The organism is Streptococcus oralis, assembly GCF_023110055.1.
Taxonomy (GTDB): domain Bacteria; phylum Bacillota; class Bacilli; order Lactobacillales; family Streptococcaceae; genus Streptococcus; species Streptococcus oralis_BY.
Genome location: NZ_JALDVG010000003.1, coordinates 1 through 24670, shown reverse-complemented (window position 1 = coordinate 24670; position 24670 = coordinate 1). Strand labels below are relative to the sequence as shown.

Annotated in this window: 32 protein-coding genes, 2 tRNA genes and 1 other RNA gene; 4 read left to right on the top strand and 31 right to left on the bottom strand. The window is 40.7% G+C overall.

Annotated features, from left to right (window positions below; translation table 11 throughout):
* Position 1: 1 nt before the first annotated feature.
* From M1G01_RS08590 to M1G01_RS08465, 26 genes are all read right to left on the bottom strand, one after another.
* Positions 2-598, bottom strand: a complete 597-nt coding sequence (locus M1G01_RS08590) for a DUF4355 domain-containing protein (protein WP_247931630.1) — start codon at positions 596-598, stop codon at positions 2-4.
* 170 nt (positions 599-768) lie between these two features.
* The gene (locus M1G01_RS08585; RefSeq protein ID WP_247931629.1) at positions 769-906 is read right to left on the bottom strand and encodes a hypothetical protein; all 138 of its coding nucleotides are present in this window, start codon (positions 904-906) and stop codon (positions 769-771) included.
* 155 nt (positions 907-1061) lie between these two features.
* Positions 1062-2462 (bottom strand): minor capsid protein, encoded by a 1401-nt coding sequence (locus tag M1G01_RS08580; RefSeq protein ID WP_425608338.1) that lies wholly within the window; start codon positions 2460-2462, stop codon positions 1062-1064.
* On the bottom strand, positions 2431-3903 hold the full coding sequence (locus tag M1G01_RS08575) for a phage portal protein (RefSeq protein ID WP_425608339.1): 1473 nt from the start codon (positions 3901-3903) through the stop codon (positions 2431-2433). Before M1G01_RS08575 ends, M1G01_RS08580 begins: the two co-directional genes overlap by 32 nt.
* A 59-nt stretch (positions 3904-3962) precedes the next feature.
* The gene (locus M1G01_RS08570; protein ID WP_247931627.1) at positions 3963-5249 is read right to left on the bottom strand and encodes a PBSX family phage terminase large subunit; all 1287 of its coding nucleotides are present in this window, start codon (positions 5247-5249) and stop codon (positions 3963-3965) included.
* A complete protein-coding gene (locus M1G01_RS08565) occupies positions 5233-5667 on the bottom strand; it encodes a terminase small subunit (protein WP_247931672.1) in 435 nt (144 codons plus the stop codon). The genes M1G01_RS08570 and M1G01_RS08565 overlap by 17 nt, the downstream gene beginning before the upstream one ends.
* A gap of 70 nt (positions 5668-5737) precedes the next feature.
* Positions 5738-5808 (bottom strand) — tRNA-Trp (locus tag M1G01_RS08560).
* Between the two features lie 156 nt (positions 5809-5964).
* On the bottom strand, positions 5965-6375 hold the full coding sequence (locus tag M1G01_RS08555; RefSeq protein WP_247931626.1) for a DUF1492 domain-containing protein: 411 nt from the start codon (positions 6373-6375) through the stop codon (positions 5965-5967).
* The gene (locus tag M1G01_RS08550) at positions 6372-6578 is read right to left on the bottom strand and encodes a hypothetical protein (RefSeq protein WP_247931625.1); all 207 of its coding nucleotides are present in this window, start codon (positions 6576-6578) and stop codon (positions 6372-6374) included. Before M1G01_RS08550 ends, M1G01_RS08555 begins: the two co-directional genes overlap by 4 nt.
* A complete protein-coding gene (locus M1G01_RS08545) occupies positions 6578-7087 on the bottom strand; it encodes a DUF1642 domain-containing protein (RefSeq protein WP_247931624.1) in 510 nt (169 codons plus the stop codon). The genes M1G01_RS08550 and M1G01_RS08545 overlap by 1 nt, the downstream gene beginning before the upstream one ends.
* Entirely contained in the window at positions 7084-7314 is a 231-nt protein-coding gene (locus M1G01_RS08540; RefSeq protein WP_223368066.1) for a hypothetical protein, read from the bottom strand. Before M1G01_RS08540 ends, M1G01_RS08545 begins: the two co-directional genes overlap by 4 nt.
* Positions 7311-7712, bottom strand: coding sequence for a RusA family crossover junction endodeoxyribonuclease (locus M1G01_RS08535; protein ID WP_247931623.1), 402 nt, complete (start codon positions 7710-7712; stop codon positions 7311-7313). The genes M1G01_RS08540 and M1G01_RS08535 overlap by 4 nt, the downstream gene beginning before the upstream one ends.
* Before the next feature lie 229 nt (positions 7713-7941).
* Complete coding sequence (locus M1G01_RS08530) at positions 7942-10227, bottom strand: AAA family ATPase (RefSeq protein ID WP_247931622.1); 2286 nt, start codon at positions 10225-10227, stop codon at positions 7942-7944.
* A 13-nt stretch (positions 10228-10240) separates the two neighbouring features.
* Positions 10241-11473 carry a DNA cytosine methyltransferase gene (locus M1G01_RS08525; protein ID WP_247931621.1) on the bottom strand — a complete coding sequence of 411 codons (1233 nt, stop codon included), beginning with the start codon at positions 11471-11473 and terminating at the stop codon, positions 10241-10243.
* A gap of 3 nt (positions 11474-11476) precedes the next feature.
* Positions 11477-13060 carry a DEAD/DEAH box helicase gene (locus tag M1G01_RS08520; RefSeq protein ID WP_247931620.1) on the bottom strand — a complete coding sequence of 528 codons (1584 nt, stop codon included), beginning with the start codon at positions 13058-13060 and terminating at the stop codon, positions 11477-11479.
* Positions 13061-13070: 10 nt separating this feature from the next.
* Positions 13071-13673, bottom strand: coding sequence for a hypothetical protein (locus M1G01_RS08515; RefSeq protein WP_247931619.1), 603 nt, complete (start codon positions 13671-13673; stop codon positions 13071-13073).
* A gap of 13 nt (positions 13674-13686) precedes the next feature.
* The gene (locus M1G01_RS08510; protein ID WP_247929572.1) at positions 13687-14424 is read right to left on the bottom strand and encodes a hypothetical protein; all 738 of its coding nucleotides are present in this window, start codon (positions 14422-14424) and stop codon (positions 13687-13689) included.
* Positions 14425-14426: 2 nt separating this feature from the next.
* Complete coding sequence (locus M1G01_RS08505) at positions 14427-14849, bottom strand: hypothetical protein (protein WP_061864882.1); 423 nt, start codon at positions 14847-14849, stop codon at positions 14427-14429.
* Positions 14850-14900: 51 nt separating this feature from the next.
* Positions 14901-16013 (bottom strand): ATP-binding protein, encoded by a 1113-nt coding sequence (locus M1G01_RS08500; protein WP_247931618.1) that lies wholly within the window; start codon positions 16011-16013, stop codon positions 14901-14903.
* Positions 16014-16016: 3 nt separating this feature from the next.
* Complete coding sequence (locus tag M1G01_RS08495; protein WP_247931617.1) at positions 16017-16358, bottom strand: hypothetical protein; 342 nt, start codon at positions 16356-16358, stop codon at positions 16017-16019.
* A gap of 19 nt (positions 16359-16377) precedes the next feature.
* Positions 16378-17688, bottom strand: coding sequence for an AAA family ATPase (locus M1G01_RS08490; protein ID WP_247931616.1), 1311 nt, complete (start codon positions 17686-17688; stop codon positions 16378-16380).
* Position 17689: 1 nt separating this feature from the next.
* Positions 17690-17902, bottom strand: coding sequence for a hypothetical protein (locus tag M1G01_RS08485; RefSeq protein WP_247931615.1), 213 nt, complete (start codon positions 17900-17902; stop codon positions 17690-17692).
* Positions 17899-18093: a hypothetical protein gene (locus M1G01_RS08480; protein ID WP_247931614.1), complete on the bottom strand. Its 195-nt coding sequence runs from the start codon at positions 18091-18093 to the stop codon at positions 17899-17901. Before M1G01_RS08480 ends, M1G01_RS08485 begins: the two co-directional genes overlap by 4 nt.
* Positions 18090-18362: a hypothetical protein gene (locus M1G01_RS08475; protein WP_247931613.1), complete on the bottom strand. Its 273-nt coding sequence runs from the start codon at positions 18360-18362 to the stop codon at positions 18090-18092. The genes M1G01_RS08480 and M1G01_RS08475 overlap by 4 nt, the downstream gene beginning before the upstream one ends.
* Before the next feature lie 74 nt (positions 18363-18436).
* Positions 18437-18628, bottom strand: coding sequence for an antirepressor (locus M1G01_RS08470; protein ID WP_049506360.1), 192 nt, complete (start codon positions 18626-18628; stop codon positions 18437-18439).
* A 72-nt stretch (positions 18629-18700) separates the two neighbouring features.
* Positions 18701-18922 (bottom strand): hypothetical protein, encoded by a 222-nt coding sequence (locus M1G01_RS08465; RefSeq protein ID WP_247931612.1) that lies wholly within the window; start codon positions 18920-18922, stop codon positions 18701-18703.
* A 297-nt stretch (positions 18923-19219) separates the two neighbouring features.
* On the opposite strand from M1G01_RS08465, the gene M1G01_RS08460 reads away from it, so the two are divergent.
* From M1G01_RS08460 to M1G01_RS08445, 4 genes are all read left to right on the top strand, one after another.
* Positions 19220-19573: a helix-turn-helix domain-containing protein gene (locus M1G01_RS08460; RefSeq protein WP_247931611.1), complete on the top strand. Its 354-nt coding sequence runs from the start codon at positions 19220-19222 to the stop codon at positions 19571-19573.
* A 3-nt stretch (positions 19574-19576) separates the two neighbouring features.
* Positions 19577-19957: an ImmA/IrrE family metallo-endopeptidase gene (locus tag M1G01_RS08455; RefSeq protein WP_247931610.1), complete on the top strand. Its 381-nt coding sequence runs from the start codon at positions 19577-19579 to the stop codon at positions 19955-19957.
* A 4-nt stretch (positions 19958-19961) separates the two neighbouring features.
* Positions 19962-20483 (top strand): hypothetical protein, encoded by a 522-nt coding sequence (locus tag M1G01_RS08450; protein ID WP_247931609.1) that lies wholly within the window; start codon positions 19962-19964, stop codon positions 20481-20483.
* Between the two features lie 118 nt (positions 20484-20601).
* Complete coding sequence (locus tag M1G01_RS08445) at positions 20602-21744, top strand: tyrosine-type recombinase/integrase (RefSeq protein ID WP_486977853.1); 1143 nt, start codon at positions 20602-20604, stop codon at positions 21742-21744.
* Positions 21745-21826: 82 nt separating this feature from the next.
* Here M1G01_RS08445 and ffs read toward each other — a convergent pair.
* The 5 genes from ffs to M1G01_RS08420 all read right to left on the bottom strand — a co-directional run bounded on the left by ffs (position 21827) and on the right by M1G01_RS08420 (position 24668).
* Positions 21827-21921, bottom strand: an RNA gene (gene ffs / locus M1G01_RS08440) — signal recognition particle sRNA small type.
* Positions 21922-21953: 32 nt separating this feature from the next.
* Entirely contained in the window at positions 21954-22421 is a 468-nt protein-coding gene (tadA, locus tag M1G01_RS08435) for a tRNA adenosine(34) deaminase TadA (protein WP_198464226.1), read from the bottom strand.
* Positions 22422-22621: 200 nt separating this feature from the next.
* Positions 22622-23908, bottom strand: a complete 1287-nt coding sequence (locus M1G01_RS08430) for an adenylosuccinate synthase (protein ID WP_247931671.1) — start codon at positions 23906-23908, stop codon at positions 22622-22624.
* A 244-nt stretch (positions 23909-24152) separates the two neighbouring features.
* A complete protein-coding gene (gene comW / locus M1G01_RS08425) occupies positions 24153-24386 on the bottom strand; it encodes a sigma(X)-activator ComW (RefSeq protein ID WP_247931607.1) in 234 nt (77 codons plus the stop codon).
* Between the two features lie 208 nt (positions 24387-24594).
* Positions 24595-24668 (bottom strand) — tRNA-Asn (locus M1G01_RS08420).
* Positions 24669-24670 lie beyond the last annotated feature (2 nt).

The window sequence follows — 24670 nt, the reverse complement described above, 5'->3', positions numbered from 1 at the left end:
TCTAGCCCTTTCTAAATAAATCAATATTTTCAGCAATCGCGGCCTGACGTTTGTTAGTGTCCTCAATTGCCATAATTTGTTCTTTCGTGATTCCTGTTGTAGTACCACGACGCGGCGCGCTCTGAACCAGTCGTTCGTTCACGCGCTTTTCAACTTCGCTATCAAATACAGTTCGCAAAGCTGTGATTTTAGCTTTTACTTCTTCAGCAGTCGGAGCTAACACATGATCCATAAACTCTTGTGGCAAGCCTTCATCTGCCAAGAGCGATTGAGTCGCTAGTTTCATCTCACGTTCAGCTATATCCTGCTCGCGCTTCTCCAAATCAGCTATTCGTTTCGCTTCCTCTTCTTTAGCGCGCTCGTCTTTTGTCAGCTTAGCCAGGCGTTCGCCTTCGCTTTTAGCTTGTTCAATAGCCGTAACTTGTTCAGCTTCCCATTTTGAACGTTCAGCAGCTAACATTTTTCCGATTTCAGCGCGGGTGAATGTACGTTCGTGCTTCTCGCTACCTGCATTTGATTCTGTTTCTACTTTCTCGTTCTGAGTGTCGACAGTCTCAGTTGATTCGGTAGATACAGTTCCGTTGATTTCTTCTGACATAATTGTCCTCCAGCGATTACGTCGCCACTCGATAATCTCGTTTTACGTCCGGCGACGGAACAGTACAGCTTTTATTGTCATCGGTACAGTTTGGACGATATAAAAACCGCATCGAAATCGACACGGTTTATAGCAATTTACAGTGATTTATAGCAGTCTATTCCTGCAAGTCAAGATTCTGGATCACCTTCTTTCATTGATTTTTTAATTCCATCAATCATCCCACTGATAATTGAATAACCCACAACTAATAAAACGAGCAGGACGATTACGCCTGCTGTGATAGATACCAAATTCCAAATAAACATTTTATCTCCTTTCTGGGCAACAAAAAAGCGCCTAGATTACTATCTAAGCGCAAGATAGGCGGGACCGCCGAATGTCGCCCGCATTTCTCGACCCACTAGCTAAGTGGCGCGTTGGAGGCGGATACTTTTCAACCTCTATCTCTACTCTAAGTATATCACATATCATCCTTAGAGTAAAGTATCTTTTGCTCACGTTTCAATTTATTTAATTTTTGTTTTTTAATTTTATGGTAGTGGATGATGTAGTTACCATCATCTTTTTGTATAAGCGCTGCTTCCATTAGATATTTCAAGCGTTCAGGGACTTTTTTATAGAGCAGTACCGAATTGTTATGATGACCAGAGTTATCGGCGACATAATCTGGATTAGCAACTAATTCTTGCAACAATAACATTTGCTCCAATGGGAATTCTGTGCCATGCTTTTCCAAGATTTTCGCTAGATTTTTTCCAGTAACTTGTACATTCTTCAGCAATTCCTCAGTACCAGGAACTGTAGGCAATTGTCCAATGATATAGTTTTCCGCAAGGCTTCGTTTGATACCATCGTAAGGTAAATTCCCTTTTGATATATCATCCCACAAATTGGCGAGATCACCTTTTAGCTTCTCAAAATCGTTATTATGAGCTATGCTATCATCATTCAATTCTTCTTCATCAGGTATTACACCAGACCGACAGTTAAAATGAAAAGGCGGAGCATTTACCCCTGCTTGCATTTCATCAATCAGATACCGCTTGTCTTCCGCATGGATTCTTTTGCAGATTTCAGTTGTCCGATTGTCCAGATGGACCAGTATACGATAATATTTCAGCTCTGCATCCTTGTATCGATTAACAGCTGCACGATTGACAATCATCGTTCCATCTGTTCTAATGAGTGTTTCAGCTCGGCTATTGGCTTTTTTATATTTCTGTGCCAAATCACGCGCCATTGTTCTAGGGTGATCCCCACGAACAAAGCCAGCTTTTAAGACTTTCTTCAAATCCTTTACTAGATTGTCTGTATTGCCCCACAATTGCTGACTGTAGTTGTAGCCGTTAAATGGAGTTTTTACCAACTCTTTTAGTGCTGGTTCATTGATTGTACCAATTCGGCCACTCATGGCTTTTTTATAGCCCATAAGAGCCATTTTCTGCAGATAGCTTTCAAATTTATCAGCAATGAGCCCTCTCGCTATACCTGCACGAAAAAGCATATCAAGTTGTAATGACTCTAACCTTGTAGCGCGTGCAGTTGCATACTGCTCATTGAGCCTTTTAAGTAATTCCGGGTCTTTCTCAGCTTGCTCACGATACTTTCTGGCATTCTCTCGGTAATCTGACAGATCAGTACCTTTCAAGCGTTGTAACACCTCCTGATAGCTCATAGAGCCATTTTCAGAATACTTGCTGACAAAGTCATAAAAGGCTTTTTGCATTTCATTAGCTTGCTCTTGATAGATCTTATTTAATTCAGCAAAAAAATCAATATCTTTTCGGTCTAGATAACGAAAAATTTCATCTGAGCGACCTGACCAGTAATCAAGATGGTTTTGGTTCAACTTCTTGCTCATCATCGACCACCTCATCTACTGGATCTAACCGTGATTCAGGCTGTTCTAGGGCTTCTTGTTCTTTCAAACGTTCTAGCTCATCTGCAGCATCTACACCCGTAACTTGATTCAGCAATTCAAAAATCGTCTGGTCACTGACAATTCCGTACAACGACTTAATCATCTCAACGATTTCTTTTTCGTTTTGCGGAATATTAGGTCTAAATACTACTGATGTCTCATTGATTAACTCATAGGCTGTATTTTCGTTTCCTTGAATCGCCCAGATATTTACAGCTAAGCGCAAGCGACGCATAAGACCAGCTTCGAATAGGTCTTCTTGTTGCTCCCTGTAGTTATCGCTAGCCATGAGCTTGTACTTCATCGACTCGCCAGATTGCGTGCCTGAGAAGTTGTTATCAAGCGTGTCGGGTGTGAATGTGAATCGTAAGATATCATTCACAAGTCGTTGCTTATATGCTTCTGCACCTTTACTATCATACGACTTGATTAAATAGCTAGCGTCTGGGTTCGCTCCACCCGGATTTGGATTGTCATCCAAGATGAGGACCTGCGCTTTCTTGTAAGCCTGCGATACATACAATCGACCATTGGGATTGATTCGTCCATCTTCCAAAAAGTCATTTTCCTCTGCTCCCGTGTACGGATTACCTTTGATCATCAAGATAGCATCGTTGCTATTTTGCTGAAAGTTTGCAAGTTCAGACTGTGATAAGTCGTAAGCATCGATGTTGTCCAAAACCGACTCATAAGAACCTAAGCGGTCCTCGTTATTGATGTACTCATTTACTGGGACAGCCTTAAAGTAATGCTCTTGCTTGTCTTTGAGTGCCATTTTATCGCTATCCGTAGACTTCCACTCATAGCTATAGATACGATCTGCAGTATAAACTTTGATGATCGTTTTACGTTTGCTATCTCCATAATCTACATCATAGTAATTTACGGCCATGAGTGAGTTTTGCTCATAGGTATCGTCATAAATAACAAAGGTCTGTTCTGGTTTTAACTTGTACAGTTTAACCCAAGCTTTGCCGTCTCGATTCGTTACAGTCAAAAGCTCGTAAGCACGGCCATACACACACAAGTCTTTCTTGATTGATGAATTGTGCTTCTTCTCATTGTTTTTAGCAGAGAAGCCTTTGATGTTGTCGAGGATTGTTTCATTTTTGTTCTTGTACTCAACCGGATTTCCTAGCATATATCCTTGCTCAAAAATGGTGATGTACTTAGCAAAGTCACTAGAAATGCGATTGTCTGCCGCAGTCTCGTCTGTTTTAGCAGGTCGATACTTGATATTGTTATCACCTTTATAGTACCGCTTTAACTCTTTCAAACGAGGTTGTTGCTCTGATTTGTGGCGATTCACATAGCGTTTTAACTGCTCAATCCAATTGTCAGAACCGTATTCGATGGCTTCGAAGTCTTCCGCCATCATCATAAAATGTTCATTCGACTTACTGTCAAAGCGAGTACCATTTAAAAAATTAACTTCCAATTTTACCTCCTAAAATAATAAGATGCATTCTTCATGCGATCTTGTGTTGATTTGCTTTGTAAAATCCTATCTTGCAATGCGTATCTAATCGCATCGATGCAGTGATTGTAGCTATCAACAGGCTCGTTGATGTATTCATTCGTCTTCTTATCCTTCTTCCAGGTGTAATTTTCAAGCTCTTCAATCAACTTCACACATCGCTCATCGACTACCCAATCGTATTGCAAGAGATACTGGATCCCTTGCATAACCGATCCAGGACCTTTCTGCACATCGATAACCCGAGGAATTCCAAGATTTCGCAATTCCTGGTTCGATTTCTTTTCAGCGCTATCTGCTCTGATTTGCTCTTTGGCATACCCAAGGGCCTTGATACTTTCTGCGATCTTGTCATTCGTCAATCCTTTTCTTACAAACTCCTCAACTACATAAAGCTTTCTGTTAGCATCGTCTATTCTTACATGAAGCAAAGCTGACGGGTCGTTGATAAAACCGTAGTCAAGTCCAAAATAAGCGGACAAATGCTCCCACTCACTTTTATTTAGTAATCGCTTCTCGTATTTTGGAAAAACCAGCTTATCAAGTGTCGCAAACTCGCCCAAAGCATAAATCTTGTAGTACGCTTCGTTTCTGTTGGCCAGTTCTTCGATATTCTCAATCGTGACCTGGTCTAAAAAGCGATTATCCTTGTAGGATGTATGATAAACAACCGTGTTTTTTGGTTTCTTAACAAAAAACGCGTTGTAGGTCCAGTTTACTTTCGAAACCGGATTAAACATCAAAAAGATTTGTTTCTGCTTGTGCTTTCTGTCACGCAAACGCAAAGTCAACTGCGTGTAATCGTCAAGTGTAAACTCAGAAGCTTCTTCCATGACCACATCAGACACGCCCTTAATTGATTTGATTTTCTCGGGGTTGTCCAATCCTTTGAAGATGAACTGCGCTCCGTTTGGCAACTCAATACGATAAGCTGAATTGTTAACCTTGCACTTGTCAAGTAAGCTCCAGGAATCTAAGCACTGTTTCACGTCCTCGAAGATTGAATCGTGAACTGTAGCTCCGACTTTTCGCAAAAAAAGAACCTTGCGAGGGAATTTCCAATTCTGGCAAGCCTTAAAGACGACTTTCTGAATAACTCCATGGCTCTTTCCGCTTGAAGCACCACCGTAGTGAACTTCGGTAAAAGTTGAGTAATCCGTCAGCTTGTCATATATATGTTTATTGAATACTCTGCTAGGATAGGGAAATGAAATTTGAATACTTAGTTTTGGTCTAGTCTTCGTCAGCATCCCAATCACCTACCTTAATTTCGATAGTTCGTTGAGTGATTTCTTGTTTATCCGTCCAAAGCCTGTGACGCTTACCAAGTAATTCAGCAGCTTTTATCCTGTCCTTAGCCCCTACATCTATATCCGTAATCGTTTGGCCTAGTTCTCCAATACTTATCAAAGTCTGCTCTTGCGTCTCTCCTCGCATGACTGAAGTTAGGTAAGTAAGCACCTCTTCCTGTGTTGCGATTTTCTCAGACGCAAGCTGAGCCAGTCTCTCGTCTATGTATTTCTTAATTTCAAGTTTTTTCAAGTTCTGCTCACCTATCTGGCCAGCCGACCTCTTAGCATAGCCAGCTTTGATAGCAGCATCTGTTGCATTCCCGCTGATGATGTACTCATCAGCAAATCTCTGTTGTTTTAAAGTTAGTTTAGCGATTTTCCATCACCTCCTTTTTTTTACAAAAACAAAAAGCCACACAATGTGTGACTTGATGCAAGACCTCTCACAGACTTTGTAGGAATCGAACCTACGATAACAGTTTTGGAGACTGTTGTGTTACCGCTACACTAAAAGCCTAAAATAACGACATCAAGGATTGAACCCAAAAAGACAAAGAGGAAATCACTGACTTATCCATGATGTCGTTATGAAAAGTTAAAGGAGCCATCAGTCCGCTTTACCGTACTTGCTGACAATACCATAATATCACTTTAAAAGTTCCAAAGAGTTCCATTAGTTCCATTTTTTAGAAATTTTTTTCAAAGCGCTCTCTCTAGCCCGATGAATTGTCCCACGTCCGCAACGTAACTGAGCCTGAATTTGACTCCATGATAGTCCATCTATATACAACAAGCGCATGATAATATTTTCCACAGGGTCGTCCAATGACTCAATCACTTGCACCAGCTCATCCCGTTCCCGATAGAGTTCTTGAATTTCCTGATACAGTTGCTCTGACTTATCGATAATCAGCACGTTTAATTCTTCAGAGCGATTAGATGAGCTTTCTGACTTTGGCATGTTATTAAACTGCTGCCCTCGCAAGATGCTTGATTTCAGACTGATAATTTCCTGGTGTTTTGACTTCGCTTTGATATCGATGTACTGCAAGGCCTTTAGTCGTTGTTTGATATTAATTGTCATTCATCCTCCTCGTAAAATTCAACCTTTGCAAAGTGTTTAGGATTTATCGTAATGATAGTTTCAGTAGGCTCAATCTGTTGTAATTGAAGATAATTTATATTACCTCGTTCAAGCCAGTCCAACATATCAGCTATACGCTTGCAACTTTCTTTTACCTTAATTTCTTCTTCAAAGTAAGGATTTTTTAATACTATCTTTGCCATCACTCTACCTCCTGAACTTTCCATCCAAGGATATCCGCAGCTTTTTGGGCTTCTTCTTTTGTGTTGAATTTCTTGACATACTCCATCGTACCAGGTTGTTCATCCACTAGTATGACAATTTCAATATCTTCTTGATGGTTTTTGAAATACAAATGATTACCATCGGTCACTACATATTTTGTTTCCTGAATATCATAACCATCAAGCCATGCTCGAGCGAAGGTCGCTTGGTTATTTTCAGTTTCTAAAAATTCTTTTAGTTTTGAAAAATCTTTTTGATTTGCGTAGTTGTAAAAATATACATCACCAACAACCAAAGCGGATTGCAAATCAACATGAGTAAATTTACAATACTCAATCCAATCCGCCACGAACTGCGTGATTTGAATTTTTTCTGGTTCGTCTAGTTCTCGAAGATTCTTTAAAACATCTCCGATTGCGACAACCGGAAACTCTTTAAGTTGTTCTCCCTTTGTCTCGTATTTTTTTATCAATTCATGCTTATTCATTTTCTTTTATCTCCTCCTGCCTGTTTTTCAAGCCAGTTAAAGAGCAGGCCGAACTGCTCCGTCACCAGCTCATCATCGTTGTATTGTTTACAAATTTCTCCGATTGACGACACCGCCCATAGCCAATAAGCATCTGAGCCGAAACCGACTTCTTGGCTCTTCTGATTGCTGCGCGCCATCCATTCCGGAATAACTCTGCTGAAGAAATCAATATAATTGATTTTCATGGCAATTCCTCAATTTTGATATAGATCCCGACTGTGTCTGCCCAAAATTTTTCGACAATCTCGCTGGCCACTTGTGCATCATCTTTCCAGTAGCCAAGTTTCGTCATGCAGTCCTTGAGCAATTTCTGCAGATTGTCTGTATCTGGCTTTGTTGTCTTGTACTGACCATCGTAGCTTTTTTTGATACGAGGGAAACACCACTTGACTGTCAGACGAATTGCTCCTTTAATTTTATTCGGAGGGACATGCTGCGCGAGCAAGCTCTCAAATTTCGCCCTGGCATTTTTTAGATCCTCTGGCTCATAAAAAATCGGCTTACCAAATCTCACGTTTACCTTTTTTTGTTGGTGAGTCGTTGTTGGAATTTTTTGCATTGGTAAAAAGAATTCAATAGACATTTTTAAAAATGCACTTCCTTTCTTTTTTAATTTCGCGCTTAGTCCATGGACCTTGTATATGACAGGGTGCGTTTTAAGCAACCCTGTCTATACAGGTATGGACATGATGGACGACAGGACATTATCTATATATATAATATATAGTTGTCTGTCCGGGACACGACCACGTTTTTATGGTCTTGTCTGTTTTTTTAAGACAAAGACACAACCATAAAATTATGGTGCCGTCTTATTCGGACACGACCACGTTTTTATGGTCTTGTCCTTTTTCTTTTATTGAATTTGAGTTCTTGTCGAACCAATATTTTTTAGATGAATTCAATCTGCGAGTAACTGTTTTTATAGACACTCCTAAATACTCAGCTACATCTTCTTTTGAGGGTGGTTCGCCGAAGTTCGCGTTTTCGATCGCTTCGTCAAACTCTATCAGCTTTTGCTTTTTGTCTTCCTTTGCGTTCTTTTTGCGAGTTTCTTTAGCTTTCATCCACCCTGGCTTATCATCGTCCAGTTTAATATCCGCAAGCACGCCAGTTTCATCAAGCGCATGCACTGGATAGCTGAACCACATGTTCACTGGCTTGAATTTGGCAAACTCTCGAAGCGTACCTTCCACACGCCATGCAGTTGCTATCTGGATCTTGTTGCGAGCTCCTTCGAGCTTATCCACGAATGGAGCACGCTCCATCACGTCCGGAATCCCTTTTTCAAAGTGCGTCCGCATCTGAGCTGGACTTAATAGATCATCTAGTCCGACATTCTGCTGGTAATAGGCATTGTTTCGCTCTTGCAAAGCTTGTTTGTAAACCTCGCACGCTGCTTGGTTCAGACGCTGTGTCAGCAATTCTTCTGATACTTCCAGCTCGACCAAATCGATAAGCGCGTCAGGATCCCGAGCAAACACACCCGAACCACTAGCGCGGTCCATGGACTTCTTGCCGCCTTGCGAACCTTTAGAATGATGATGGCAGTAGATAACGCTAGAACCTAACTCTGTGGCCACTTTATCAAATTGATTCGTAAAATGTGCCATCTGGTCTGCGCTGTTTTCGTCACCAGTCAGAACTTTATAAATCGGGTCGATGATGACTGCGATATAATTCTTTTTCAAAGCTCGACGAATGAGTTTGGGCGCTAGCTTGTCCATCGGTACAGTCTTTCCACGAAGATTCCAGATATCGATGTTTTGGATATTCTGCGGTGCCAACCCCATAGCCTGATAGACATCACGGAAGCGATGCAGGGCGGATGGTCGGTCTAATTCCAGATTGACATAGAGGACACGCCCTTGCGTACAATCCCAGCCTAGCCACTTCTTGCCCTCTGCAATCGCTATCGACATCTCAATCAAAGCGAATGACTTACCAGCCTTGGACGGACCAGCAATCAACATCTTGTGGCCTTGACGAAGGACACCTTTAATCAACTCAGGAGCCAATTCTGGCAAGTTATCCCAGCTATCGGCCAATCCTTCAGGATCAGGCAAATCATCGTTCAAGTCTTCGATGTACTGGTACCATTCGTCCCAGTCAGCCTTACCGATATTCGTATCCACCAAGAATTGTTTCTGACCATTTCGGATAAAACCCGGCATACGCGAAAGTCTGCTTGGATTTTTATTTTGAGTATCAACTATGATTCCATTCTTCTGACAAATTTTATAAAGATAATCAACACGATTACGATACTCTTCGTAATTCTTGGCATCTACTTTGACGATAGCATGTAGCGACTTATTCCCGCTGTGAACTAAGGCTGCAATCGGCAACTCCAACTCTTTATAAATGGCGTTCTGCTTGTCAATTGGCATACTGTCGGATTCTACCAAAGCATAGCGAAAATCTGTCACGTTTTCATTCTTAGCACCTTTCCCATCCATTGGATTGAATCGGATCCATGCGCCAGCTTCTTCGTGATAGTCACCAAGGACAGCTCCAATATCTCCATTACATTTACTAAGAGCTTCAATCAATTGTCCGGCAGTACGGTCGTAAGCTCCCTTCGTAGGTAACCACTTGACAACCTCGCCTGTTTCATCGTCTTTCTTTGGATAACATTCGGTCACATAGCCGACATTTTCGCTGGCTTCAAAAAGTGTTTCAAGGTATTCGATGATTTCTTGCACCGGATTCCAAATAGTCGGCTCGTGGATTTCCTTGCCCTCGATCCAGTCTTTATCAATGACACGATAATCACGGTCTATTGTATCAGTCCAGCCTAACTCATGAGCATTCTCGCTGTCATAGCCGGATTGCGACACCCAGCCGTTTTCTTTCGCAAGTTGAGTAATCGTGGCGCCTGTCACGATAGTTCCTGCTTCTTCGTTGAAGGTATCCCATTTCTTGAAACACTCGAATTTCTTGTACCGGCTATCGTTTTGGGACCAGTTGTCCCAATCGGATGCCGTGTAGCCCTCGTGTTTCAAGGCCATGCCCACATTTATCCATGTCTGGTAGTCTACCGTGGCAGGATTGATGTAATCCAGCAACGGCAACAAATTAAAATCATTCTCTGCCACTGTTTTCTCCTTCTTATTTAAATTCCTTTGCTATTGCCGCAATGACATTGACTGTCACGCTGTTTCCTGCTTGTTTGTATAATTGACTATTGCTATTAACTTCTTGCGCCTTGTCAAACGCCCAATCTGGAAAACCTTGTAATCTCCAGCATTCTCGTGGCGTTAGTTTTCTAATTCTAAAATCAGGCTCTACCACCCCTTGACTCTCTCCAGTCAAGAGAGTATTTGCTCTCTGCTTACCTGCTCGCCCTCTTCGCGTCTTAGAGTTTGGGTGTGATAGGTTCACGCTATCGCCAATCGTTGCCTCAGTGTATCCTTGAGAAGTTGCCTCTGTTATTTTTAAAACATTGTTTTCGTGATAGCTATTACTTGTCAAAGTAGGAGCGATGTCATGTTCTCCGCCTTGATTATAACCATGACCTCGTTGAATGATTTTAGGTTCAAGTCCTCCGCCTTGATAGGCTCTGATTGTTGGTGCGATGCCATCTGTTTCGTAAACCACTCCACATTGATTAAAATTGGGTTGCAATACCCCAAATTGTTTTATGGTATTACTTTTTATAGCTATCTTTTGCCCCTCTCCTTTATTCGTTGTTAGTGTAGGAGCTAGGCCGTCAGCTTGATAGACTTCTCCATTCATGCCGATACCAGATGGGTTGACATTACCGATTTTTACGACTGATTGGCTACTAATTGACTGACTTTCTCCGCTGAGAGGAAAAACGTTTCTGGTACGTTGTCCTCTAAGATGTCCGATAATGAACACACGCTCCCGATTTTGTGGCACTCCAAAATTCTTGCTGTTAAGAACTTGCCATTCCACATCATACCCCAGTCCGTCCAAGGTTCGGATGATGGTTTCAAATGTAGCCCCCCCGTCATGGTTGAGCAATCCTCTGACGTTCTCAAGCAATAGATATTTAGGTCTGAGAATAGATGCGAACCTAGCAATCTCAAAGAACAAAGTTCCTCGAGTATCTTCAAAACCTCGTCTGTTTCCTGCAATTGAGAAAGCCTGGCACGGAAATCCTCCACAGATAATGTCCACACGTCCGATTCCTCGAATAAACTCGTCTGATACTGCTGTGATGTCATGTAATTCTATTTCTCCCTTCGTGTCGTGTATAGCTTTATAACTAGCTCTAGCGAATTTGTCAATCTCACAAAAGCCGATACATTTATGGCCGGCAGACTCCATTCCAAGACGGAACCCACCGATGCCAGCAAATAAATCAAGAAATTTCATACATCACCCCGGCACATATTCAGCTGGTCGCACGCCTGCTGGCAATCGCCATCCGTTGGCCGCAATGCGATCAATCATATTTCTAGCGTGGTCAAATTGCCACATGCCCACATCTTTAAAGCCACGGCCTTCCAGAAAGCGAATTTGTTTCGGTGTCGTCAATCCTTCGGATTGGCGTTTGTGCAATCTGTCTAGTAAGAGATTAGCTTTTCCAGCGTTGCCTATTTCGTCAGTAAAAATACCGTATTTCTCAAGTGCTTTGATTTGTTTATCACTAGCAGGCGCCATCTCCCATCCGAAGTTAGGTACATAGTTTGATAAATCTTCAGCGTGGATAGACATTTCGAATTGCAACGGATCGACTAGCTTGCGCTTGCGTTTGCGCATTTCTTCCAATTGCTTGGCCAAGGCTTCTTCACGTTGAGCGACGACATCCTCAGCCGCCTTCACTTCCATATCTTCAAGGTCAAGCATGACTCCGGTTTGCTCTTCCATGTTCTCAACCATTTTCTGAGCGACTTCTGGAGTCTCGCAGATTAAGTGCGCTGGTCGGCATAGCTCGTGGCGTTCCGTGTGCCAGAGAAAATCCAGTAAGAGTAGTTCTTCCTTGCCCGGGTGCAAGCGCGTTCCACGCCCTACCATCTGGCTATACAAAGCACGTACCTTAGTCGGTCTTAGCACTACTACGCAATCAACTGATGGACAATCCCAGCCTTCAGTCAATAACATCGAATTACAAAGCACATTGTAACGGTCTTTCTCGAAGTCTTCTAAGACTTCTGCGCGATCCTTGGACTCTCCGTTGACTTCAGCAGCGCGAAACCCTTTTGCGTTTAGAATATCTCGAAACTTCTGCGAGGTTTTTACCAAAGGCAAGAATACGACTGTCTTGCGGTCTGCACATTGCTTGACCATTTCATCTGCGATCTGCTCCAAGTATGGGTCTAGCGCCGTCCCGACATCGCTAGCTTTAAAATCACCCGCTGACATGCTAACATTCGACAAATCCAAGCTTAGCGGAATTGTCAAAGCCTTGATTTTTGATAGATACCCTTCTTGGATAGCCTGGACTAACGAATACTCATAGGCTAAGCTGTCGAAGTAAGAGCCGAGGTTCTTCATATCTCCGCGGTCTGGTGTTGCTGTTACCCCGAGGACGTCAGACTGCTCGAAGTAGCCAAGGACACGCTGATAGCCGTCTGAAATGGCGTGATGGGCTTCATCAACGACAATCGTGTCGAACCAGTCAGGAGGAAATTGACTAAGTCGCTTCTCCCTCTGCATGGTCTGAACAGAACCGACCACAACCCGATACCAGGAACCGATAGAGGTATTTTCCGCTTTTTCCAAGGCCGTGCCGAGTCCTGTCGCAGTCTTGAGCTTATCGCTAGCCTGTTCCAAAAGCTCTGACCTATGAGCAAGGACAAGCACCCGCTTGCCCTCTTTCACTTGGTCTTCAATGATTTTGGAGAAGACGATTGTCTTTCCACATCCTGTAGGCAATACTAAGAGCGTGCGCTTGCGACCTTTAGCCCATTCAGCTTGAACAGCTTCCCGTGCTTCCTGTTGATAAGGTCTTAATTGCATCCCTTACCTCCTAGAATTGCCCAGCTTGGTATCCAGCTTGTGGTTGTTGCGCAAAGTTTTGCTGCTGCGGTTGTTGGTAGGCTGTTTGCTGATAGTTTTGATTACTTCCATTTTGAGGATAACTATTTTGGTTAAGCGGATTAGGACGAGTATTTAGTTGCTTTGTTACATCAACTTCATCTGCATACACCATAAAGCCTATATCGTTGTATTCATTCCCGTTGGTAGAAATAGCTTTTTTAACATTACATACCCCCACAGAATTCAATACTGCATTCCAGTCCATTTTTAAAGGTTCTCCATGTTTTTTCAAACCAATTGCACCAAAGAATGCAGATAACATCCCTTCTGTGCGAGAATGAAGGAATAAATTATAAGTTATTTCCTTCTTATCTCCTTCCGCATTCAAAATACTCAAAGTTACAACCGCTTTGTTACATGGAGGGAGTGGATTTTTACTTCTCGAATTCGGATTCGGTATATGTCGCTGACGTTCAATTTTAGTTACCGTAAACCAGTATTCTCCGGGTTCTAAAAGTACATATGAAGAATCTTGGACGATTTCATCTTCCCATCCGAATTCACGCTCAAAATTGTTGTATTGTTGTGTCATGTTGATTTCTCCTTTAAGCTAAAATAGTAATTTTTTTGTTGCTAGCAAGTTCATTTTTTAAATAATTTGCGATGCTTTCGACGGCTTCTAATTTCCATTTACCACCATCTGCTTCAAAGAGCGCAAGATTTGCCAATTTGTTGATGCGGAAGACAAATTGACTTGCTGGTTGTTCCACTTCGTTGAAAGTACGATATGGTCGCAAGGTTACTGGATTTGGAGTTTTAGCTTGTGCTAGGCTTGCTACACCATCGCGAACCGTAGCCATTTGACTGATGCCATTGTCCTGTACTTCTGCACCTTTTTCGATTTTCAAATGGCTAGCAAAATCCAAAACCAAATTACGGTCTGCATCATCGATAAACATAGACTGCAGCATAATATTGAATTCTTCCTGGTCACGCCAATTGCTGAATGGAATAACTGGGACAGATGCTCTTACAGAAACAAGTTGAGGACGTTTACCATTTTCAAAATCAACTTGATCATATACAGATACTTTTTGACAACTGTCCACGACAACTACAAGTTTACGATCACTGATGAAATCGTTATCTGACTTGAGATAATCAACAAGACTCTTGAGCGTCTGAAGCTCAAGGATAGGTGCATACTTACGAGGATTAAGTTCCTGTAAGTCATATTCATTGCTGTCAAAATACTCCTTCCCAGTTTCTGAACGAATGATTTTGTTTTCTTTACCCGCTAGTTCGACTGTGTAAGATAATGCTTCTTTGAGATTTTCTGTCATGGTTAGTTACCTGCTTTCTTTTTGTTGTAATCAATGATATTTGTGTTTTGTTGCTCTACTTCTTCGACGAGTTCGCCAGTGTCAGTTCTCATGTCTCCATTGTCATCAAAGTAAGTCTGACCAGGGATGCCGCTCTTGAGCTCATTTGCGTGAATTTTACCAGTGTCGTCGCGACCGACAATAACAGTTGTTGCAACGCCTTTTTGCGGTGCCAAAGTGGATTTGACTTCCATACCTGTCTTAACGACTGTACGTTCATCGTCTGTTGACATCGTTAGTGTGATAGTAACTTTGCGAGTCGCTTTAGCTTCTGTATTGAGATCCAGAATGTTCTCAAGGACTTTTTCAAGTTCTTTGTCAACCTTTTCTTGTAGGGCTGTATTTGCGATTTTTGACAAATCGATTTTAATAGTTTTATCTTTCATAGATACTCCTTGTTATATTTTGCTATGATTTCTAATTCCCAGAATCTACATCTAGAAGGGTAGTTCAGGATCTGCTCGCACTTGGTTTTGAATAACTTCCATAGTAGCCTGCCAATGCGCCACAATCATATCCCAATAATCAGGCGGGAAGTTTTCAATAGGCGTCCCTAGTGGGAAGTGCCCACGAATGTAAGCGACTTTTTGAAGCTCTTCTTCTGTCACGTTGTCCTGAGACATGAGGTCCGTCAAACTCTTTGGCAAACTTGCATGATATTGCGCAGGTGGTGTCTGTAGCGTGCTAGGAGCTTCATTTTTAGGCTTTTCAGCGACCTGTGACAAATCGAGAGGCAATTCCTCTTGGACTTGCTCAGGGGCTTGTTGAACGGTTTGCTGAGGCGCTGGAGCGACTGCTTGAGGTTGTGGCGCAGGCGCTTGCACTTGTTGTCCTGCAAATATATGAGCAATCCCTGCATAATGGAATGGCATTTCATCAGGCAATCCATGACGGTTCTTAGCATCCCAAGCCGGCCGATGGTTAGTATACATGACACGCTCACCGCCCTGCGCTTTCTTCTTGCCGTTATCAGTCGTCATGACCAAGGTCTTGTAATTGGCGAATAGAACCATATCTGCCCATTCTTTGACCAGCGGTGCGGTTTTAGACCCTGTCTTTTGGCCAAGCTTTAACTCGTACCGATCATAAGAACCCATCTCGTCTGGCTGTTCAAATTTCTTGATTTGAGCGTGCGCAGTCAGGACCACGTTAATACCCATATCAACCAAATCAGACAAGCTATTCAAGAAACGTCCCATTTCTTCTTGGACATAGGTGTAGCCTTTGCCCCAGCCAAAATCCTCAATTCCTTGCTTACCATGTTGCGAACAGATGTAATTAACTGCCAAAGCTTCCGCCCAGTCGATTGTGTCGATGACGAGTGTCCCACACTCAGTCGGATTTGCTTTGATAAAAGCAATCTCATTGATTAGCATGGTCCAGCTGGTCGGCTTGTCTAACCGAGCCACATCCATGTTATCTGTCGAACCTTCCGTATCGATGAAGACAGCATTTGGAAATTCAGCAGCAAACGTGGATTTTCCAATTCCTTCAGGTCCGTAGATAACTACCTTTTGAGCTCGCGCCCGTTTTCCTCTAGTGATTTGCATGTTTTAAACCTCCATCCCAGCTTCTAACATTTTTAAGAGTCTTTTAAATCCTTCTTCACTCGATGTTCCAGTTTTTTTAATCAATTCTTCCGGTTCTTCACCGTCAAGTGTTTTGAGCTCATACGTTGCAGTCACTTCGAGCAATTCACAATTTAATGCATTCGCTAGTTTTGTAAAATCTTCAATTTGTATTTTTGTCGCTTCAACTTCATTTTTAGCAGCACGTTTCAATTCTTTTGTATATTCTGCTGAATAAGCAAGAGTTTGTTCTTTGCTTTTGAATTTCAATAAAAAGCTACCTGTTTTTTTGTTACGTAATACGATAAAAGTTTCTGTTTTTTTCATTTTGGTTCTCCTTTATTTTTTAAAATCCACCTTGCCAAGTTGGTGCGACTGTTTCAGCGTGTCCTTGTTGAGCGGCGTTTGCAAATTTTACAGGTGAAACGCTGTACCCGTCTTCAATCAGGATGCTACATTCATCTCCTGTTGATACCCGTGTCGCAATCGCTTGCAAGCCTTCTTGTTCAAGCCATGCGCCAAATTCGTGTAGAGTCAACTGATCCATTTGCTCCAGCTTATCAATTAGTACGAATCCACATTCTGGCTTCAATTTACGCACGATTGCAGTCGCTACTTGTAATTGCTGACTACCAGACATATTGTCCCATCGCTGGCCAAGATAGAGCAATTCGCCATCATCCACGGACAAACCAGGCAACGGCAAGTCTGCGTTGGTAAGCAAGTCTGTCTTCTGCTTGCGGATGCCATCAATCACATTGTCCAGTTCCTTGTACTGCTCGCGATAACCCTTAGCATCTTCTTCAGCTTTATCCTTGTCCAGATTAGCACGTACTTTACAATTGATTTCGTCAATCTCTGCGATACTCTGTTCAATCTCTTCAGTCGATTCATCGAGAAGGTCCATCGCGTCGGTATTTGCGATAGCCAAGTCTTGAGCTAACTGACTTTCTTTTTCTTTGGCATCGGCCAGCAATTGCTCCAATCGTTCAACCTCTGCAGTTGCTGAATCGTGTTGATTTTGAATAGCTACCAAGTTCTGGCGCTTACGGGCGTTTTCACCATTCTTGGCAAGTATGGCTTGCTGTTGCTGGATAAGTTCAGCGATAGAGACCAATTCTTTCGGCGCATCTGGATAGTACGGCTGTTCTTTAGCGAACTTCTCCTTTTGGTCAGCAATCACACCGATTGCGTGGCGCTCATCATATTTGGCTTTCTCCTGCATTTCCAGTTCAGCCAATTGCGGACCAACTCCGATGATTTGCAGCAATGTCTTAGCTTTTTCTTTGCTAGTCTGCTCCATGAATTTTGGTAAGTTGATAGCTAGCTCTTCCACAAAGCTATCCAGCAGGTTTTGTCCTGCTTTATTACCGCTTGGATCGATGACCTTGAGAGTGCTATTCTTTCCGCTGCGCTCCACAATTAAGCCATTTGATAGCGTGATTTTAAGACTAGGAGGGATTGTACTTCCTTCGCGTTGTGCTTGGCTAGGTTTGTACTTATTTCCACCTAGCGCCCAAGCAATCGCATCTAGTACGCTTGTTTTACCCTGGTTGTTATTTCCACCCACGATTGTCAAACCAGTCGCTGACGGCTCTAGCTTGACTGCTTTAACGCGCTTGACGTTTTCGATTTCTAGTTTATTGATCGTTACCATTTTAAACTCCTTCTTCTACACCTTTTGCGAGTCCTACAGGCGGTTCCACATCATATGTAAATTGTTTGTCTGAATTTCTCAGGTTCATCCGTGCGACATTGTTAGCTATTCGCCGACGCTCTTGTTTTTTCATTTCAGCGTGGTCATCCAGCGTATTTACTAGAGACCACAGGACGATTCCTATGATTGTTACCAGGTAAATGTACTCCATCATTTTGCATTTTCCTTTTCTTTATAAATTGCTACGGTTTTCTTCAAGTCTGCGATTTCTTGATTCGCTTCTTGAAGTTTTCCTTGTGTTTCAATCAGTGATTGATTGAGGTCCAGGGCTACCTCTTTCCAGTCAAGATTAGTTTCTTCCATCTCTTCCGAAAAATAGTTTTTAATTCTTGCTAGTAGGTTCATCCGACTGACCTCATTTTCTTACTTTTTACCATTTCTTTTTCCCAAGCTTGAGTCCCACGATATTGTAAGTATTCATCAAATCCTTTAATCGTTACAAGCTGGCCATCATTTCTGAGATGGTTCTGTTGGCTAGGTAGCTTCTTCATCTCGCGTCTCATGTCTCCCGCTTGCCGTTTCGAGCATCCAAAGATGTGTTCCAATTCTTCATCATTAGCAGAGACTTTTTCAATGATCACATCTTTAATTCTTACAATTTCAACTGCTTCCATTTTTGCTCCTTTCGTGTTATAATTCAGTTAGTTATTTTGATTAGCGCCTGACTTCTGTTAGGTGTTTTTTTACGCTACCGAATTTTAAAATCTTCAATAACCCGAGCAATGAACTGATTTGCTTGTGGATTTTTCAGCTTACCATTCAGGATATTAGTTACATCTTGACGAGTCATGCTATACTGTACTGCTAGCGTCGCCATCGTCAAATTGTGTTCTTTCAGATAATCTCTGATTTTTTGACGTCCACCATCCATATTTGGCATATTTCTCTCCTTTCTTATATTTTTCTCTCCTTGCTTTCTGCTTCAATTGTGAAAATCGAAGCGATATAATTTTTACACATGGCTATTCAAGGCGCGCTTCGTGATTTCGTCTTGGATAGCTTTTGTCATTGCTAAGCCATGCTCTGAAAAACTAGTGTTTTTCGAAACTAGCAAAATTGCTTGCGAATATGTCTCAGATTGTTGAATAGCTTCATCAGCGATCTTCTCAACAAAACTTTGAATATCGTTTTTTAGATTCTCTAAAGATATTAGAGGAGCTTCATTTTTCGACATTCGTCTCCCTCCTTTCTTTAAAAGTAAGAAAATGAGTTAGTAAATTATTTTATAAATTACTTGACAAAATTAATGTATAGTATTAAAATGAAAGCATAATTAAAAACCTTGATAAAACAATATCTATCAATTCTCTTGCTCGCCAAAGCTATTATTTTTAGATAAGTTTTCACTTCGTTTTTTACTAACTCACTAACTTACAAAAACTATTTTAATACTTAGCATTAACTTTGTCAAGCGTTTTAATGAGAAATATTAAATATTTTTTGTCATGTTCTTAGAAAGGTTGATAAATCAATGTTTCAGACATTTGACAGAATAAAAGAACTTGCCAAAAAGCAAGGCCTTTCAATAAATTTATTGGAAGAAAAACTTGGTTATAGTAGAAATACTATTTATAATCTAAAAAATTCAAAACCGTCCACTGAACGAATTTCAGAAATCGCCGACTATTTTCATGTATCGACTGACTACTTGCTCGGTCGCACGGACAACCCTGTGATAGCAAATGATGATACAATCGCAGGGTATACATCAGATGACCTCCGAAAAATGGCAGAGAATGCCAAGACCTTTGATGGAAAACCACTTACAGAAGAAGACATCGATGCTATCCAGAACATCATTGAGATTTATTTGAGAGGTAGATAGCCTATGACTATTGAAGAGTTGGTAGACTCCCACGGTGTCACTCTAGCTTATTTTGATAATGACCTCTGGCATAGACCAGGAGTCTATATCAAAGAAATCAATATTATCTTTATAAACCGTGAGCTGTCAGAGAACGCAAAAAAACGGGTCATATACCACGAATTAGGGCACATGGACCATTCTTCTGAGTTATACAAAAATAACCACAACAGGTGCGAAAATGAAGCTAATAGACATATGATCCATAAACTACTAGAAGAAGAACTTGCACTATCGGATGACTATCAATCATTCAACTATCTTCATTTCATGCAAAAACATGAACTTAGAACAGTCACAGACGAATTGATGGTCATTGACGAATATTATGAATTGATAGGATAAAATTATGGATTTCAAAAAAATAAAAGAATTAGCAAAAACTGCAGTTGATAAAACTACAGAAGGATTAGACAAAGCTAACGAAATGAGAAAAAAAGCATCGTTAGAAACAAAAATCACATTACCAGCAGCAAATCAGTTCTCTAGTCCTACTACTATCAGAAAAACGGTTGATGGCCAATACTACATTGGTTTATATTCAGAAGAACCTGTACTCTATGAATTTGAAAACTTTAGTTTTTCTGGTTCTACAATTATTGAACATACAACGACTACAGGAAAGACCAAGCAAAAAGGGCGAGTTGGTAGCGTTCTATTAGGAGGTGCTATTGCAGGACCTATTGGTGCTATTGCAGGTGGAGCTAGGGCAAAAAACGGAACCATCAATTCTACATCAGTTACTACCCAAGAAGAAAAACCAGGATCAGCATCGGTATTACTAAGAAATATTGCAACTGGTGAAATCAAAACCATTTCAACTAAATTAACACAAGCGCAAGCAAACAACGTCGAAAGATTTTTCGAATAAAACAAAAAAATCCCCACACTCAATTTTTGGTCAAGGAGAGTGTGAGGTGTTCAGTATAGTAAAAGGCATTCAAAAGCCCTTACTGTACTCATTTTATCAAAAAGTGAGGTAAAAATCAATGTGGATGGAAGAATTACCAAACGGCAAATATAAATTTTTTGAGCGATACAAAGATCCATATACTGAGAAATTAAAGAAAGTCTCAGTTACAATGGAGAAGAAAACTCCCCAGGCAAGAAATCAAGCTGCCATCTTGCTGCAAGAGAAAATAAATCAAAAATTAGGAGAAAAACAACATTTTGTTTCTGATATAACTTTTGAAAAACTATATGAGGAATTTGAGGAGAATTGGAAACACGGTGTTAAAAAATCAACCGTCTACGCTTCAAAGAATGTTAAAAAAGAGATTTTAAAGCAGATAGAGGGCGACTATTTAGTTAGAAATATTGATAGACGTTTATTACAAAAAGTGATAGATCAGCTATTACAAGATGGAAGGTCTCATAACTATGTTTCTAAAATTAAATTCAAACTCAATCAGATAATGAAATTCGCTGTCAGAATGAATTATATTGATACAAATGAAATGCTATTTGTTGAAATGCCTAGAAAGGTAATTACAACTGACGATCTCAGGAAGAAAAATACAAAATACTTAGATCAGAAAGAGTTTAAGTTGTTCATCCAAAACTTAAAAGAAGAGGCCCTATGTGATTATCGAATCACAAAGTATATCCGAATAGCCAAAGTTCTTTTTCTCACTGGCATGCGATATGGAGAGCTTGCTGCCTTAAATTACAAGGAAGATATAGATTTTTCTAAAAAAACCATTCACATCAAGCACACATACGATTTCAGACTTAAAAAGAGAACTGCACCAAAGACTGCAAAATCAGATAGAATTATAACTGCCCCTCAAAAAGTGTTAGATATTATCAAAGAGCAAATTATAGAGAATACAAAAAACGGATTTGATACTGATTCTATTTTCATCAACACTCTAGGAGAGCCAATAACAAGTGCCAGAGTTATTATACCTTTAAAAAATCATGGTAAAAAGCTAGGTATTGACAAAAATATCACTACTCACATGTTCAGACACTCTCATATCTCTTTACTTGCTGAATTAGGAATCCCGCTAACTGCTATCATGGATAGAGTAGGGCATAGTGATTCAAAGACAACACTAGAGATTTATTCTCATGTCACTCAAAAAATGGTATCAGATATATCTAGCAAGTTAGAAAAGATAAAACTATAAATTTTGCCCCTTTACTGCCCCTTTTTCCCTCGATAAGATAAACAAAAACCCTTTAAACCATTGATGCTAAAGGGTTTGTTTTATGCACAAAAAAAGAGCACACAATTCACATCGCTTAGGGCTGCTGGATTCCTCCCCTGACCCGCTTCACGCAGAACTGTTGCTCCACTATTTATTATACCACATTCCCCTCGGTTTTTAAAGAGAAATTATTTTTTCCGTCGATTTCGGAAAAAGTCCTGCATAATCGCTGCACACTCACTCTCCAAAATTCCCGTTTCTACCTCTACACGATGATTGAGACGCTCATCTGTCAAAATATCGTACAAGCTCCCAGCTGCACCAAATTTCTGGTTTTTAGCCCCGTAAACTACGTTTGGAATACGGGCAAGCCCAATGGCCCCGCTACACATGACACAAGGCTCAATGGTCACAAAAAGCGTGCAATCCAGCAGGCGCCAACTCTCTTCACTCACATTCGCATTCTCTATAGCCATGATTTCTGCATGCATGACCGCCCGTTGCAACTCCTCGCGCGCATTATGCCCCCTACCAATGATTTCTCCATCCTTGACAATCACACAACCAATTGGAATTTCATCGTGTTCTAAGGCAATCTCAGCCTCTCTCAAAGCCTCTCTCATAAAGGCTTCTTTTTCTTCAACTGTATAATTCATCGTTTTTCTCTTTTCCTACTTGTCGATTTTATTATTATATCATGATTCTCAACACAAAAAAAGCCACCGAATGTGGTGACTTAATAGGGAGATTATTATGAAAAAGAAAAGTTTAGGATATTTGTTACAACAAGTTAGGAGGTCTTCTTGTAACTGTCTATAGTATACCCAACCTGTCTTAAACTAATCTTAAAAATCTCCTATGACCAAACACTTTCTAAAATATTAGTTTGTTCACGACCAGGTCCTACTGAGAAAGTTGAGATACGAACACCAACCAACTCACTTACACGACGAACATAGTTACGTGCATTCTCAGGAAGGTCTTCCAAATTACGGACTCCAGTGATGTCTTCTGACCAACCTGGCAATTCCTCGTAGATTGGCTTACAACGTTTCAACTGCTCAAGACTAGCAGGATAGTAATCAATACGTTGACCATCGAGATCATAAGCTACACAGATTTTTACCGTATCCAAACCGCTCAAAACATCGATAGAATTCAATGAAAGATTGGTAATCCCAGATACACGGCGACTATGGCGCATCACAACTGAATCAAACCAACCCACACGACGTGGACGACCAGTTGTTGTACCATATTCATGACCTACTTCGCGAATGCGATCTCCCACTTCATCAAATAATTCAGTTGGGAAAGGTCCATCTCCTACACGACTTGTGTAGGCTTTACATACACCTACAACCTTGTCAATCTTACTTGGACCAACACCAGACCCAATTGTCACACCACCAGCGACAGGGTTTGATGACGTAACAAATGGATAAGTCCCTTGGTCAATATCTAGCATAACACCTTGCGCACCTTCAAACAGCACACGTTTGCCATTATCAAGTGCGTTGTTCAAGATAACGGATGTATCTGTCACATATTGCTTGATTTGTTGACCATATTCATAATACTCTTCAAAAATATCATCAACTGAAATAGGAGTGCTATCATATAATTTTTCAAACAGACGATTCTTCTCCGCAAGATTGCGTTCCAAACGTTCACGGAAAATATCCTTATCCAAAAGATCCGCAATACGAATTCCAACACGAGCAGCCTTGTCCATATATGCTGGACCGATTCCCTTGATTGTAGTACCAATCTTATTGTCACCCTTAGCTTCTTCCTGCAAGCGATCCAACTCAATGTGATAAGGCAAAATAACATGCGCACGATCAGAAATACGCAAGTTATCAGTTGTCACACCTTCCTCATGAAGATAAGTCAACTCTTTCACAAGGGATTTTGGATTCACGACCATCCCATTCCCAATAACAGAGATTTTTTCAGGAAAGAAAATTCCAGATGGAATCAAGTGCAACTTAAATTTCTTACCATCAATCACAATCGTGTGACCAGCATTATCGCCACCTTGATAACGAGCAATTACCTCTGCATTAGCTGAAAGAAAATCTGTAATTTTCCCTTTACCTTCATCACCCCATTGGGTACCTACAACAACAACTGAAGTCATAATAAAATTCGTCTGAGCTACTAGGAGCTCGTCCTTTCTCATATACATGGCAGGAATTTCACCTGCAATTATATCTTACAATTTATTATAAGAAAAAAACACTATTTTATCAAGAAGAAACAGTAGAGAAGATTTGGAAATTCTCTCATTTCTAAATACAGAAGCCTTTGATTATAAGCTAATTCTATATTTTTTAAAATATATCTATAACCATCGTTCGTAATTATTACATAGATGCTTCCTATTAGATAAGAGTTGTACCACCTTGCAGTAATTTATCTAGATATAGACGATAAGCTGTTCTAAAGTGATATATAGAAAAGTCCCTATCACTTTTAATTTTAAATCGGAGTAAGTAATATAGTAAAAACCGAAGATGAAGTGATTCCCACTCTGAACAACTCTGGCCTAAAGAGGCATATTCTTGTTCAACTAATTTCAAAAAAACAAATGCTCGATCATAAAAATTTTGAAGCATATAAAAAATCCCTTTCTTATTATTAACACTAGTCTAACAAAAATAAGGACTAAAAAAGCTTCAAATCCTATAAAAGTAGAATTTGAAGCCAAACGAACTAAAAATAAAATAAAGAGGTAATTACAGATTTAAAAATTAAAATTTGAAATTTCAACAATCCATTATATTTATAAATAAAAAAACGCTCAGTTGAACGTTTCGATTTATACTCCGCCAGTAGGACTCGAACCTACGACATCATGATTAACAGTCATGCGCTACTACCAACTGAGCTATGGCGGATA

Bases quoted from the DNA above. Each gene is read 5' to 3' on its own strand.
- M1G01_RS08590 (WP_247931630.1), bottom strand. From the start codon at position 598: ATGTCAGAAGAAATCAACGGAACTGTATCTACCGAATCAACTGAGACT.
- M1G01_RS08585 (WP_247931629.1), bottom strand. From the start codon at position 906: ATGTTTATTTGGAATTTGGTATCTATCACAGCAGGCGTAATCGTCCTG.
- M1G01_RS08580 (WP_425608338.1), bottom strand. From the start codon at position 2,462: ATGAGCAAGAAGTTGAACCAAAACCATCTTGATTACTGGTCAGGTCGC.
- M1G01_RS08575 (WP_425608339.1), bottom strand. From the start codon at position 3,903: ATGATGATGGCGGAAGACTTCGAAGCCATCGAATACGGTTCTGACAAT.
- M1G01_RS08570 (WP_247931627.1), bottom strand. From the start codon at position 5,249: ATGCTGACGAAGACTAGACCAAAACTAAGTATTCAAATTTCATTTCCC.
- M1G01_RS08555 (WP_247931626.1), bottom strand. From the start codon at position 6,375: ATGACAATTAATATCAAACAACGACTAAAGGCCTTGCAGTACATCGAT.
- M1G01_RS08550 (WP_247931625.1), bottom strand. From the start codon at position 6,578: ATGGCAAAGATAGTATTAAAAAATCCTTACTTTGAAGAAGAAATTAAG.
- M1G01_RS08545 (WP_247931624.1), bottom strand. From the start codon at position 7,087: ATGAATAAGCATGAATTGATAAAAAAATACGAGACAAAGGGAGAACAA.
- M1G01_RS08540 (WP_223368066.1), bottom strand. From the start codon at position 7,314: ATGAAAATCAATTATATTGATTTCTTCAGCAGAGTTATTCCGGAATGG.
- M1G01_RS08535 (WP_247931623.1), bottom strand. From the start codon at position 7,712: ATGTCTATTGAATTCTTTTTACCAATGCAAAAAATTCCAACAACGACT.
- M1G01_RS08525 (WP_247931621.1), bottom strand. From the start codon at position 11,473: ATGAAATTTCTTGATTTATTTGCTGGCATCGGTGGGTTCCGTCTTGGA.
- M1G01_RS08520 (WP_247931620.1), bottom strand. From the start codon at position 13,060: ATGCAATTAAGACCTTATCAACAGGAAGCACGGGAAGCTGTTCAAGCT.
- M1G01_RS08515 (WP_247931619.1), bottom strand. From the start codon at position 13,673: ATGACACAACAATACAACAATTTTGAGCGTGAATTCGGATGGGAAGAT.
- M1G01_RS08510 (WP_247929572.1), bottom strand. From the start codon at position 14,424: ATGACAGAAAATCTCAAAGAAGCATTATCTTACACAGTCGAACTAGCG.
- M1G01_RS08505 (WP_061864882.1), bottom strand. From the start codon at position 14,849: ATGAAAGATAAAACTATTAAAATCGATTTGTCAAAAATCGCAAATACA.
- M1G01_RS08500 (WP_247931618.1), bottom strand. From the start codon at position 16,013: ATGCAAATCACTAGAGGAAAACGGGCGCGAGCTCAAAAGGTAGTTATC.
- M1G01_RS08495 (WP_247931617.1), bottom strand. From the start codon at position 16,358: ATGAAAAAAACAGAAACTTTTATCGTATTACGTAACAAAAAAACAGGT.
- M1G01_RS08490 (WP_247931616.1), bottom strand. From the start codon at position 17,688: ATGGTAACGATCAATAAACTAGAAATCGAAAACGTCAAGCGCGTTAAA.
- M1G01_RS08485 (WP_247931615.1), bottom strand. From the start codon at position 17,902: ATGATGGAGTACATTTACCTGGTAACAATCATAGGAATCGTCCTGTGG.
- M1G01_RS08480 (WP_247931614.1), bottom strand. From the start codon at position 18,093: ATGAACCTACTAGCAAGAATTAAAAACTATTTTTCGGAAGAGATGGAA.
- M1G01_RS08475 (WP_247931613.1), bottom strand. From the start codon at position 18,362: ATGGAAGCAGTTGAAATTGTAAGAATTAAAGATGTGATCATTGAAAAA.
- M1G01_RS08470 (WP_049506360.1), bottom strand. From the start codon at position 18,628: ATGCCAAATATGGATGGTGGACGTCAAAAAATCAGAGATTATCTGAAA.
- M1G01_RS08465 (WP_247931612.1), bottom strand. From the start codon at position 18,922: ATGTCGAAAAATGAAGCTCCTCTAATATCTTTAGAGAATCTAAAAAAC.
- M1G01_RS08460 (WP_247931611.1), top strand. From the start codon at position 19,220: ATGTTTCAGACATTTGACAGAATAAAAGAACTTGCCAAAAAGCAAGGC.
- M1G01_RS08455 (WP_247931610.1), top strand. From the start codon at position 19,577: ATGACTATTGAAGAGTTGGTAGACTCCCACGGTGTCACTCTAGCTTAT.
- M1G01_RS08450 (WP_247931609.1), top strand. From the start codon at position 19,962: ATGGATTTCAAAAAAATAAAAGAATTAGCAAAAACTGCAGTTGATAAA.
- M1G01_RS08445 (WP_486977853.1), top strand. From the start codon at position 20,602: ATGTGGATGGAAGAATTACCAAACGGCAAATATAAATTTTTTGAGCGA.
- tadA (WP_198464226.1), bottom strand. From the start codon at position 22,421: ATGAATTATACAGTTGAAGAAAAAGAAGCCTTTATGAGAGAGGCTTTG.
- M1G01_RS08430 (WP_247931671.1), bottom strand. From the start codon at position 23,908: ATGACTTCAGTTGTTGTTGTAGGTACCCAATGGGGTGATGAAGGTAAA.
- comW (WP_247931607.1), bottom strand. From the start codon at position 24,386: ATGCTTCAAAATTTTTATGATCGAGCATTTGTTTTTTTGAAATTAGTT.